Consider the following 11,728-nt stretch of genomic DNA (forward strand, 5'->3'; position numbering starts at 1 on the left):
CTGTCTTGTGGAGTTTCCTTTCAGCCCAGTATTTCTGCCACTTCAGCTCTATTTCGTTGAAGTCGTATCGCTCTTTCATTATTCCTCTTAAAACTTGATCCCGATGTCAGGGAAGAGTGCTGAAAGCTGTCCCATTTTATTTGTCAGGAGCATGATACCAAAGGCGATCAAAATGAGACCGCTGATGATCATAATCGCCCTCATGAATTTGTGTATCTTTCTGGTATAAGTAAAAAACACATTTATGGCAAGGGTTGCCAGTATGAATGGTATTGCAAGTCCGAGGGAATATACAGCAAGGAGTTTCAAGCCATAGGTTGCAGATGCCTGCGAGCTTGCATAAATCAGGATGGTTCCGAGGATCGGGCCTATGCAGGGGGTCCAGCCTGCTGCAAAGCTCATCCCTATAAAGAATGCTCCGAGATGACCTGCAGGGCCTTTATTGATGTGGAACCTCTTTTCCTTCATGAGGAAATCGAACTTTATAAAGCCTGCTATAAAGAAACCGAATATTATTGTGAGGATTCCGCCGCCGATCCTCAGATAATCCTGGTATTTAAGAAGGAGATTGCCGAGCAAAGACGAAGAAGTGCCCAGAGAAACAAAGATCGTCGAAAAACCGAGGATGAATGCGATTGTATTCGGCATTGTTTTGACAACTATTTTTGATATGCGTGGAGAGTGTTTTAGTTCATCCAGAGACACTCCTGTTATAAACGATACATAAGCAGGCACAAGGGGCAAGACGCAAGGCGAAAGAAATGACAATACCCCTGCTAAAAATGCCAGTGTAAAAGAAACGTCTTTCATCGGCTACACTCCATATTTATCTTGCACATTCTTTTGTATCTCCTTTAATTTTCTCGATTGCGTGCGGAATAACATCTATAATCACTTCTAAATTCTCTCTAACCGCAGTCGGGCTGCCCGGAAGATTTATTATTAGGGTCTGCCCCTTCACACCTGCAACAGCCCTTGAGAGCATTGCCCTGTTTGTCTTTTTTAAACTCTCCATCCTCATCGTTTCTGCTATGCCGGGAATCTCCCTTTCAATGACATCAATGGTTGCCTCTGGGGTAACATCCCTTGGAGAAAGCCCTGTTCCGCCTGTGGTAAGGATAAGATCAACCTCATTAACATATTCCAAGAGTCTCTGCTTTATCAAATCCCTTTCGTCAGGCAGTATATCGTAATATTTAACCTCACCCAATCCTTTAAGCATATCGGCAATAGCGGGCCCGCTTTTATCTTCCCTCTCTCCCTTTGCGCCCTTGTCGCTCAATGTAAGAACCGCAATGGTTATCATAAGACTTCTATATTGTCGCCGACCTTAATACTGCCGCCTTTTAAAATCTTAATAAAAATGCCCTCCTTCGGCATAACACAATCCCCTGCCTGATAATATATTGCGCATCTTGCATGGCATTCCTTGCCGATCTGGCTAACTTCACCGACAACCTCGCTGCCGATATTCACTCTTGTGCCGATGGGAAGTGAAAGGAGGTCAATACCCTCTGTTGTTATATTCTCTGCGAAATCTCCTGGCTTTACATCGAGCCCCGTCGCCTGCATCTTCTTTATGCTTTCCAGTGCAAGTAAACTCACCTGCCTGTGCCACGTGGACGAGGCGTGGGCATCCCCTTCTATACCGGAATTTTCGTTTATAATTGCCTCGTCAACAGGCTTCTTTCTGATACCCTTTTTTTCGCTGATGTTTATCGAAACGATTTTGCCTGTCATTGAATCCTCCAAAATCTTTATTTCCTAAAATAACACAAACAGTTAGTGTAAGTCAGCAGTTTGCCCTCTATATCAAGAACAATGTAATGGCCAGAGGGGCCTTTTGAGGGACTTTGGTGATAGTGTCTCGCGAGGTATGGGGAATATCTCGTTAAAGGACTCTCGATTCTTGAGATCCCTAAGGACTTCCCGCGCTTCATGGTAATTCGACACCTCTTTGATGTTTTTCATTCCAATGGCCTTTGCATCTACATTGAGCACGGTCTCATTTTCTTTTACCGCAATAACAGGAATGCCTCTCTGGATCGCTGTTAGTGCAGGAACCCCTCCAAGACACCCGGCAGGAAGGATTACAGCGCATACATCTGAGACCGTCACATCAGCCTCATGGATTGGACAGGGAAGGGGAGCACGGTGGAGCCCTCCAAGTACTGATCCGAGAAATCCATGGGGCGCAACGCACTCTGCCGCTGCACGGGGATCCACTATGTCCCGCTTTAAGAGTTCCTGTGCCTCCTCATTGGCCAACATAGGAGCATGTGCCGCAGGAATACTCCGGAGATGTCCTATGCTGTGGGAGATGATAGCCTCGGTCCCGCCATAAGGGTCAGGGGCTTTCCCGCTATGAAAGAGGTCCATGATCCCCGGAGGAATTTTAATATGTGTTGCAACTGCAATGGTACGCGCACCATCTCCAATAAGCTCATCGGTTGCATCGAATAATACTTCAGGATTGCTCACCTCGCCCACGAGGATTCCGCTCTCGCTGAGGTATGATTTTCCTCCCACAGGCATTTTCGTCCTCACCACTCCCACCACCTCCACCCCGCGCACTGCATTGTATGCTTCAATGGTGCGGAGCATTCCCTTTTCAGCATCGCTGCCAGCTCCAGGGGTATCGAGTATAACCCCTATCGGATTCCTATCGACAATGCGCAGGCCGATTCTCCCTTTTAGGAACTCATCAAGCCAGAACCCTTCAATGTAGAGCGAGTTATTCGGCATGAAGTTGAGGAAACCAGTATTCACTACATTGGGATGGGTGATCACCAATGCACATTCTTGCGAGACCTCTCTCAGGGCCGGCGTCGCGTCTCCAATATAGCCGCCGATGGATGCCCTCACCCCTGTAGGGACAACGAATACAGCGATAAATGGTCGTTGAGGTTTTTCATGCACGACAGATGGAGGAGATGGGCGAAGATCTCCTCTCATATTGCCATTTCCACCTTTAAGGATCGTTGCTTCAATAATGTATCCGTATGCCGTCCTATTTACAATGGCAAATCTAAGTGCTGTTTCATCGGGCTTCAATGTCGTCCTGAAGAACTCATCGACCCTTTCAAGAAGCAGTTCCGGAGGGATGAGCTTTTGGGATGGCATTTCGTAGTGATCAGTGAAGATCCTAAACAATCACCCCTCCACCTATAACCGTGTCTTCATCGTAAAAAACCGCACTCTGACCAGGAGCCGGCGCCCACTGGGGTTCATCATAAATAACCTTTGCCATATTATCATCAAGAATTGAAATAGTTGCAGGCTCATCCTTCATCATGGAGCGCACTTTAACAGTAGCCCTAAAATGCTCCAGTCCCTCTTGCGTGCTAAGCCAATTAACATCTTCCACTACAAACTCCTTCATCATTGCTGCTTCACGCGGCCCCACGTATATAGCATTTTTTGAAGGGTCTATTCTCGTCACAAACAATGGCTTGCCTGTTGCAATACCGAGCCTTTTCCTCTGCCCAATGGTGTACAGATGTAATCCCTTGTGGCTGCCGAGGATATTGCCTGTCTCCACATCAATGATCGGGCCCTCTTTAGACTCTGTCAGATGTTCTAAAAACTTGAAATAATTCCTGTCCTCTATGAAGCATATCTCCTGACTTTCAGGCCTCTTTGCAGCAGGGAGATTAAGCATCCTCGCTATCTCCCGCACCTCATCCTTTCTCTTTTCTCCAAGGGGCAGTTTAAGGCGACTAAGTTCTTCCTGCCTCAAAACATAAAGTACATAAGACTGGTCTTTTTTAGCATCAAGTCCTTTTTTTAATAAACACCCTTGACCTTTGACCCTTGACCCTTGACCCGATTCTACCCTCGCATAATGTCCTGTTGCTATAAAATCAGCACCCTTCTCATCAGCTATTTTCAAGAGATATGGGAACTTTATGTATTTGTTGCAGAGGATGCATGGATTGGGAGTGATCCCCTGCGAATACGCTTCGATAAACGGTTCTATGACCTTCTGGATAAACTCATTCCGCAGATCCACTGCCGCATGTGTTACTCCCATATGTTCAGCGGTCCGTCTTGCATCATTGATGGCCTCGATGGAGCAGCACCCGGTAAAGGTATTTTTCAGCCGGGCCTCGTACAGGATAAAGCTTATTCCTTCGACGCTGTATCCCTGTTCCTTTAAAAGATAGGCGGTGACCGAGGAATCAACGCCTCCGCTCATTCCCACTATTACCTTTTTCATAACATTAGGATATAGCTTTTTGCTTTTGTTCTTCAAATATGTTACAGTGATAAAATCTTTAAATTTAAAAAGGAGAATCGGAATGAAGAGATTTTTATTGGTGCCCATTACCCTTATTGTTGCCCTCGTTTTTGTTGCTTCATGTGCAAAGGAAAGCGGACAGAAAGGCGGCTATGTGCTGAAAATAGACGGCAATGTGTATACTCAGGAGGATGTGCAGGCGGAGATGAATACTCTTCCTGAAATGGCTAAGGAATTCTTCCAGGGGCCTGAAGGCACTGCAAGATTTGTGGACGAACTGGTTAAGAAGGAGCTGCTTTATATAGAGGCAAAGAACAAGGGATTGGACAAAAGCAAGGATTTCCAGAAAAAGGTGGAGGAGTTCAAAAAGATAACCCTCATTAACCAGATACTCGAAAAGGAGATAGAATCAGCAGCAAAGGTTACGGACAAGGATATAAAGGATTACTATGACAAACACAAGGAAGACTTTATGGTGAACACACAGGTTAGGTTGAGCCATATAGTGGTAAAAGCAGACGATGATGCTAAAAAGGTTTATGAGAGGCTCAAAAAGGGAGAGGACTTCGCAAAGGTTGCTTCCGAGGTGTCTCTTGACAAGGCGTCTGCAAAGGCAGGAGGAGACATCGGGAATTTCAAAAGGGGCGAGATGAAGCCGGAGCTGGAAGATGTTGCCTTCAGATTGAAAAAAGGCGAGGTAAGCATGCCCATAAGACTTAAAGACGGCATACATATAATCAAGGTGACAGACGCAAAGGGTTCTATGCTAGAATTTGACAAAGTAAAAGGGCTTATCGGCCAGAGAATGGCTGCTGAAAAGCAAAGGGAAAGCTTTGATAAATTCATCGAGAATCTAAAGAAGAAGCATAAGATTGACATAAACAAGGATGCACTGGCAAAGATAACATTCGCGCCAACGCCGGCACCAGCAGCACCTGCACACAAATAAAATAATTAAGTAAGGGCTTGGCAAACAAGCCCTTACTTTCCTATGCAAAACTCGCTGAATATCTTATTTAAGATATCTTCTGTAGTAACCGCACCTATGATCTCCCCGAGGCTGTCGAGGGATTCCCTTAGAAAAAGTGCTACAACCTCAAGTGGCTCGTTTCTTTTTAATGCATCTTCTGCATCCTTTAGGGATTTCAATGCCCTGTCTATGGATTGCTTGTGTCTGAGGTTTGTTATGATTATATCTTCAGCATCCGAAGCCTTGCCTGCTGTTATGCAGAGGGAATAAATGGCATCCTTTAAATCATCGATACCGTCACCTTTTAAAGCAGAAACTTTTACTATTGGAAAATTAGGGACACATCCCATATTTCTGAAAGCATATGTCGAAAGGTGAATGCAGATATGGGATGTGTCCCTAATTTTCAGTAGGGCTGGACTCTCTATATCGGATTTATTAATTACAATCACTGCCCTTTTATCCTTCACCTTATCGATTACCTCTTTATCCGCTTCGTCAAATGGCCTGCTGGCATCGAGCACTGCCAGCACAATATCCGCACCCTCGATAGCCTTAAGGCTCCTCCTTACGCCCTCAATCTCTGCAAGGTCATGGGTCTCCCTTATTCCTGCAGTATCCATTATCCTTAACGGCAGACCGTTGATGTTCAGGTAATCCTCTATTACATCCCGTGTTGTTCCAGGCATTTCCGTAACTATTGCCCTGTCTTTTTGCAGAAGGCTATTTAGAAGGGAAGACTTCCCCACATTAGGCTTGCCGACAATGGCAGTGGAAACCCCTTCCCTGAAAAATCTCCCTTCATCATATCTCTTTGAGATGCTTAGCAGTTCACGTCCTATGGACTGCATCGAGTCCAGCAGGTCTCCTTTTTCGATGACCTCGATCTCGTCCTCTGGAAAATCTATATACGCCTCTATGTGCATGCAGAGTTCCGTGACTTTATCCCTCATATCAGTTATCTTTGCGGAAAGCCTTCCCTCAAGCTGCCGGAGCGCAAGCCTTTCTGCCTGTTCTGTCTTTGCCCTGATAACATCTATAACAGCCTCTGCCTGTGAGAGGTCTATCCTGCCGTTTAAAAAAGCCCTCTTTGTAAACTCGCCCGGCTCTGCAAGCCTCGCGCCTTCTCTTAAGAGGAGCTGAAGGGTTACGCGCAATGGAAGCATACCGCCGTGGCAGTTGATTTCCACGACATCCTCCCTTGTATATGTCTTTGGAGCTTTCATAACTGTGGCAATGACTTCGTCTATCTTCTCGTTTTTGGCAGGATCAATTACAAATCCATAAACAACAGTGTGGGATTTTGCATCCCTGAGTTTCCTGTCTTTTGGAGAAAAAAATACTTTGTCGGCGATAGGAATTGCATCCTTGCCGCTCAGGCGCACAATGCCTATGCCGCCTTCGCCTATGGGGGTTGATATCGCAACTATTGTGTCTTCGAGATGGTTCATATAAGGGATGGTGCCGGTGGGGAGGGTCGAACTCCCACGGGGTTGCCCCCAACGGATTTTGAGTCCGTCGCGTCTGCCAGTTCCACCACACCGGCTGTCAAATAGTATAACACAAAAACCGCTTACTCCGACGGCTCTATGTGAACCACCACATCAACAACCTCTGAAATCTTGCTCTTTATCTCCTTTTCTACTGTTTCCGCAATTCTATGGGCATTTTCTACTGATAGGGATGGATCAACAAGCACATGCAGGTCAACGAATATATGGCTTTTTGTTCCTCTTGTCCTGATCTCGTGACATTCCATGACCCCATCGACTGTGCATGCAATCTCTTTAATGATGGATATGTTCATCTGAGTCCTGTCTACAAGGGTTTCTGTGGATTCCCTGATTATATCTATACCTGCCTTTGCAATGAATATACCTACAATTACGCCTGTGATGGGATCTGCTATTGGAAATCCTAATTTTATAAAGACGAGACTGACTATAACGCCTATGGACACATATATATCACTCTTTGTGTGCCTTGAATCAGCAATAAGGAATTCGCTGTTCAGCTTCTCTCCCTTTCGTTTTTCGTAGGTGGAGACGAAGATGTTAATCGCCATAGTAATTAACATCACTAAAAAGCTTTCCGCGGCAACTACTGTTAAATGCTTGCCAATTAATGATTCATAGACTTTTTTAAAGACCTCGAAGCATGTCAGGAGCATCAGAAGCCCCACAAAGATGGTGAAGACTGTTTCGTACCTCCTGTGTCCGTAGGGGTGTTTTTCATCGGGTGGATGCGAAGCTATGTATATACCTGCAAGTCCAACAATATTGGATACACCGTCAAACAGGGAATGGAACCCGTCGGAGAATATGGATATGGAATGTGTAATATAGCCGTAAAAGACCTTTGCCGCAGAAACAAGGAGGTTCAATGCAAGGGTGATTAATAATACCTTTCTTATCTCGGATGTCCTGTCCAAACCTCCTCCCAATATTTCTTGAATTGCTTAAATGTCCTGTTATCTATAGCTTCCCTCATTTTTCTGAAAAAGTCGAGATAAAAGTATAGGTTATGGATTGTATTGAGTCTCATGGACAGTATCTCTTTTGAGAGAAAGAGATGTCTCAAATACGCCTTCGAATAGTTTCTGCATGTGTAACAATTGCAGTCAGGGTCCAAAGGATCGGGGTCTGCCTTGAATTCTGTCCTTTTAATGCTTATTCTTCCTCTGCTTGTAAATAGAGTGCCGTTTCTCGCATTTCTTGTGGGCATTACGCAGTCAAACATGTCAAATCCGTTTTCGACTGCAACCAGCACATCCACGAGATCGCCAACTCCCATCAAGTATCTCGGCCTGTCTTCAGGCATCAAAGGTGCGATGAATTCAATGATCTCATACATCTCTTCTTTTGGCTCTCCAACGCTCAATCCTCCTGCTGCATATCCATCAAACCCTATCTCCATAAGCTCTTCGAGGCTTCTCTTTCGTAAATCCTTGTACATGCCTCCCTGAATGATGCCGAAGAGAGACTGAATGGGTGAATGGGTGAATGGGTGAATGGGTGAATTTCCCGAATCTTCGTATCTCTTTATCTCCGTTTCAGCGATTCTCCGTTTCACCGATTCGCAATATTCCTTACACCTCCCTGCCCATTTTGTCGTTAGCTCAAGGGACTTGACTGCATACTCGTATTCTGCGGGATATGGCGTGCATTCATCGAATGCCATTGCAATGTCCGAGCCAAGCATTGCCTGTATCTCCATTGCCTTTTCAGGCCCTATAAAGTGAAGCGAGCCGTCAATGTGCGACCTGAATTCTACGCCGTCCTCCCTGATCCTCCTCAATGAAGAGAGGCTGTAAACCTGAAAACCGCCGCTGTCAGTGAGTATGGGGCCGCTCCAGTTAATGAATTTATGGAGCCCGCCCAGTTGGTGGATTATCTCATGCCCGGGTCTCAGATACAGATGGTATGTATTGCTCAGTATGATTTCAGCGCCTATCTCTTTTAATTCCTCCGGGAACATGGCCTTGACAGTCCCCTGTGTGCCAACAGGCATGAATGCAGGGGTATTAACTACACCTCTTGCAGTCTCTATTGCTCCTGTTCTGGATTTATTATCGATATGTTTAATGTAAAATCTCACTGTTTAAAATCCTAAATACGAATTTCTAAATTCTAAACAAATTCGAAATCAAAAATCCAAATGTTTAAAGCTTTTTTGATTTAATATTGTTTAGAGTTTAGGATTTAGAGTTTGGGATTTTTCTCCTCTATCGGCAGATAGATTGTAAATGTAGAGCCCTTATCGGGAATGCTTTCTGCTATAACATATCCATGGTGGGCCTTTATAATTGAATATACCGTTGCAAGCCCCAATCCTGTGCCTTTGTCAACAGGCTTTGTCGTGAAGAACGGCTCGAAGATATGGCTTAGAGTAGCCTCATCCATGCCTGTCCCTGTATCTGATATCTGTATTGCAACGTATTTTCCGGCTTTGAGATAATGGTATTTAGAATTCCCGTTAACAATATCGGTGACAAATGTTTTCATAGTCAGTTTTCCACCATCGGGCATGGCATCCTTGCTGTTTATGGCTATGTTTAAAAGTGCCTGCTCAAGCTGCATGATGTCGCCTTTAATTGCAGGCAGGCCGTCATTCATTTTCGCTGTAATCTCTATGTTCTTTGGGAACGTACCAGAAAGGAGTCTCTGGAGTTCTGTTATTAATTTATTGATGTCGATAGGCATGACAGACTCTTTTTCCAGCATCCTTTTTCTTGACAGGCCTGCCAGATCCCTCGCAAGCCCGCTTGCCTTCTGGGCAGATGACTCGATGGTTTCTGTGTATTTCAATAGTTCGTCTATGTCTTCTCCTTGTAATGTCTGTTTTCCCCTTTTGGCATCTTCAAGCTTCATGCTGATAAGGGATGCATATCCCAGGACCCCCACAAGCATATTATTGAAATTGTGGGCAACGCCTGTGGCGAGCACCCTTATGCCCTTCAGTTTCTGCTCCTCTATTATCTGCTTCATCAGCCTCTGTCTTTCGGCCGTCATTTCGCTTATGCTTTTGCTTAGAAATTCAAACTCGTATATGCCCTCATATTCAGGCTGTTCACCCGCTTTAAGGGAGGCGATGATTTTATTTATGGGGTATTTTATTGACCTGTTCAGATAGAAAAGAATCAACAAGGCCGTAATTGAAAGTATGGCTCCGGTGGCCATGTATGCAAGCCTTACATTGTTTATCAGGGAGGAGTATTCGGCAGCGTCCTTTATAAATACTATCTGCCAGTCCCATGGCTCAAACTGCATCCGGTATGCATAGTGCTTTTTATCATCGTATTCTAAAGACGAGACTGTGTTATGCTCTGCATTTTTTCCAACAATTTTTAAAAGTCCCGGTGAAAGGCCATAGGCAAGGAGCACTTCATTGTCTTTTTCTGCAATAATGCCTTTAAGATTATTCTGCTGCATGAAGTCCTCTATCATGCCGATGGTTAGACCCCTTTTAATCCTTGCAGCCTTCTCATCGCTTGCTGCGCCTGTTTTTAAAAGCTCGTTCAGATTTCTAGCACAGATATTATAGATCTCGCGGGACATTCCCATAAGGGCATCCTTGATATGTCTGTCTGTAAAATCCGAGACAGAACTGAGGACAAATATGTAAAGTCCAATGCCTGCCAGTATGACCAATGCAATTACAGGCATTATGATTCTGAATGCAAGGCTGCGGGTTATGTTTCTGAGGACTTTCATTTGAATACGGGTTTTGCTGTTCTCAGGTCTTCAGGCCAGACAATCTCCTTTTTGCCCTTCTGCCACTGGATGATAAAATTAAAGTGTTTTATCTGCATTCCTGTCCTGTCAACGCCGTACCTGCCTATAATGGTCATTGTATCCATTGCAGATAGAATATCCCTTAGTCTATTCCTGTCAAGGTTCCCTGACCTTTTCAGTGCAGTCTCCAGTATCTGTCCTGCAGCATAGGCAACTGCAGCATGGTATGAGGGGTCTTCTTTATATGCCTTTGTGTATGAGCTATAAAACTCATGACAGCCGGGAGGGGTTGAACTGCCATGGTGTTCCCACTGGGATGAAGAAAAGACATAATTTGCATCAGCCTTAAGCACATCAAGGAATTTGCGAATGACAGGGCCAACAGAGGCGTAGTATGCCTTTGGCTGCCATTTGATGTTTTTGAGGGAAAGCCGCATATTCACAGCCTCATCAAAATGACCGCACACAATCAAGACCTGCGCCCTTGACGCCTTTACCCTTTGTGCCATATCGTCAAGATTTTTTGTCCCTTTTTTAAAACCCTCAAATAAAAGGACATTAAGTCCAAACCTCAATGCCCATTTTTTTGCGCCGCTGGCAACATCCTTTGAAAAGGAGTCATCCGCATGCACAATGGCAATGTCTCTATAACCATTCATAGCCAACATTTCAAGAAAACCTGCAGCATATTTGCTTGCAGGGGCATAGACGCCAAAGACATATTCATAGCCCTTCTGCCATAGTCTGTCTGAAGATGCACCTGCTACAAGAACAGGATAGCCGTATTGTTCCGTTACCGGCAGTACTGCCTCTGTTATCTCGCTCGAATAGGGTCCAAAGACAAGGTCAACCTTATCCCTCAGGATAAGATGCTCATAAAGCGCCTTTGCAATCCGGGGATCGCCTTTGTCATCATATATAACGAGGCGAACCTTTCTCCCCAGGATGCCGCCTTTGCTGTTTACATGATCCTCCCAGAGCTTGAAGCCCTTCATCTGTATATTGGACATTTCTGAATATTTACCCGTAAGACCAAGTGTGAGGCCGATCTCGATGGGTTCCGATGCGTTGGCAGGCTTTAGTAAAAGGCACGGCAGAAAAATAATAAGTAGAACTAATAAATTTAACCCTTTCATAAAGGTATTATATCAGATTATTTTTGTGAACAAGCTGTTCACACATACTTCACAGAAAAAGTTTTTATAAATCATGGAATTGTTAAAAATTCATTTTTTGCTTGACAAGCACAATATATTGTGGTTTAATTTCTGATGCAATACTAAA

At 44.7% G+C, this 11,728-nt stretch carries 11 protein-coding genes and 1 tRNA gene; 1 reads left to right on the forward strand and 11 read right to left on the reverse strand.

The annotated features are described in order from the left end of the window. Window positions 1–87: 87 nt before the first annotated feature. The 5 genes from V7L97_RS02750 to mnmA all read right to left on the reverse strand — a co-directional run bounded on the left by V7L97_RS02750 (window position 88) and on the right by mnmA (window position 4,327). Complete coding sequence (locus V7L97_RS02750; protein ID WP_333653240.1) at window positions 88–810, reverse strand: cytochrome c biogenesis CcdA family protein; 723 nt, start codon at window positions 808–810, stop codon at window positions 88–90. Window positions 811–826: 16 nt separating this feature from the next. Continuing rightward, complete coding sequence (locus V7L97_RS02755) at window positions 827–1,306, reverse strand: MogA/MoaB family molybdenum cofactor biosynthesis protein (RefSeq protein WP_333653242.1); 480 nt, start codon at window positions 1,304–1,306, stop codon at window positions 827–829. Continuing rightward, a complete protein-coding gene (locus V7L97_RS02760; protein ID WP_333653244.1) occupies window positions 1,303–1,740 on the reverse strand; it encodes an MOSC domain-containing protein in 438 nt (145 codons plus the stop codon). Before V7L97_RS02760 ends, V7L97_RS02755 begins: the two co-directional genes overlap by 4 nt. 72 nt (window positions 1,741–1,812) lie before the next feature. Next, window positions 1,813–3,153, reverse strand: a complete 1,341-nt coding sequence (locus V7L97_RS02765; RefSeq protein WP_333653245.1) for a DUF3326 domain-containing protein — start codon at window positions 3,151–3,153, stop codon at window positions 1,813–1,815. Further along, window positions 3,146–4,327 carry a tRNA 2-thiouridine(34) synthase MnmA gene (gene mnmA, locus V7L97_RS02770; RefSeq protein ID WP_333653247.1) on the reverse strand — a complete coding sequence of 394 codons (1,182 nt, stop codon included), beginning with the start codon at window positions 4,325–4,327 and terminating at the stop codon, window positions 3,146–3,148. Before mnmA ends, V7L97_RS02765 begins: the two co-directional genes overlap by 8 nt. Here mnmA and V7L97_RS02775 point away from each other — a divergent pair. Further along, window positions 4,302–5,189 (forward strand): peptidylprolyl isomerase, encoded by an 888-nt coding sequence (locus V7L97_RS02775; protein WP_333653249.1) that lies wholly within the window; start codon window positions 4,302–4,304, stop codon window positions 5,187–5,189. The two genes, mnmA and V7L97_RS02775, sit on opposite strands and share 26 nt — an antisense overlap. A gap of 32 nt (window positions 5,190–5,221) precedes the next feature. Here V7L97_RS02775 and mnmE read toward each other — a convergent pair whose 3' ends face one another. From mnmE to V7L97_RS02805, 6 genes are all read right to left on the reverse strand, one after another. Further along, complete coding sequence (gene mnmE / locus V7L97_RS02780; protein WP_333653251.1) at window positions 5,222–6,661, reverse strand: tRNA uridine-5-carboxymethylaminomethyl(34) synthesis GTPase MnmE; 1,440 nt, start codon at window positions 6,659–6,661, stop codon at window positions 5,222–5,224. 8 nt (window positions 6,662–6,669) lie between these two features. Then, window positions 6,670–6,756 (reverse strand) — tRNA-Leu (locus V7L97_RS02785). A 27-nt stretch (window positions 6,757–6,783) separates the two neighbouring features. Further along, window positions 6,784–7,641: a cation diffusion facilitator family transporter gene (locus tag V7L97_RS02790; RefSeq protein WP_333653253.1), complete on the reverse strand. Its 858-nt coding sequence runs from the start codon at window positions 7,639–7,641 to the stop codon at window positions 6,784–6,786. Then, window positions 7,620–8,807, reverse strand: coding sequence for a tRNA guanosine(34) transglycosylase Tgt (gene tgt / locus V7L97_RS02795; protein ID WP_333653255.1), 1,188 nt, complete (start codon window positions 8,805–8,807; stop codon window positions 7,620–7,622). Before tgt ends, V7L97_RS02790 begins: the two co-directional genes overlap by 22 nt. 104 nt (window positions 8,808–8,911) lie before the next feature. Then, on the reverse strand, window positions 8,912–10,423 hold the full coding sequence (locus V7L97_RS02800) for a two-component system sensor histidine kinase NtrB (RefSeq protein WP_333653256.1): 1,512 nt from the start codon (window positions 10,421–10,423) through the stop codon (window positions 8,912–8,914). Then, window positions 10,420–11,580 (reverse strand): amino acid ABC transporter substrate-binding protein, encoded by a 1,161-nt coding sequence (locus V7L97_RS02805; protein ID WP_333653257.1) that lies wholly within the window; start codon window positions 11,578–11,580, stop codon window positions 10,420–10,422. Before V7L97_RS02805 ends, V7L97_RS02800 begins: the two co-directional genes overlap by 4 nt. Window positions 11,581–11,728: the final 148 nt, after the last annotated feature.

It is taken from the genome of Dissulfurispira sp. (genome assembly GCF_036745535.1).
Classification (GTDB): Bacteria; Nitrospirota; Thermodesulfovibrionia; order Thermodesulfovibrionales; family Dissulfurispiraceae; genus Dissulfurispira.

Excerpts from the sequence above, each read along its gene's own strand:
- V7L97_RS02750 (WP_333653240.1), bottom strand. The coding sequence starts at position 810 with ATGAAAGACGTTTCTTTTACACTGGCATTTTTAGCAGGGGTATTGTCA.
- mnmA (WP_333653247.1), bottom strand. The coding sequence starts at position 4,327 with ATGGGCACCAATAAAAATCTCTTCATTCCGATTCTCCTTTTTAAATTT.
- V7L97_RS02805 (WP_333653257.1), bottom strand. The coding sequence starts at position 11,580 with ATGAAAGGGTTAAATTTATTAGTTCTACTTATTATTTTTCTGCCGTGC.
- V7L97_RS02760 (WP_333653244.1), bottom strand. The coding sequence starts at position 1,740 with ATGACAGGCAAAATCGTTTCGATAAACATCAGCGAAAAAAAGGGTATC.
- V7L97_RS02775 (WP_333653249.1), top strand. The coding sequence starts at position 4,302 with ATGAAGAGATTTTTATTGGTGCCCATTACCCTTATTGTTGCCCTCGTT.
- mnmE (WP_333653251.1), bottom strand. The coding sequence starts at position 6,661 with ATGAACCATCTCGAAGACACAATAGTTGCGATATCAACCCCCATAGGC.
- V7L97_RS02800 (WP_333653256.1), bottom strand. The coding sequence starts at position 10,423 with ATGAAAGTCCTCAGAAACATAACCCGCAGCCTTGCATTCAGAATCATA.
- V7L97_RS02755 (WP_333653242.1), bottom strand. The coding sequence starts at position 1,306 with ATGATAACCATTGCGGTTCTTACATTGAGCGACAAGGGCGCAAAGGGA.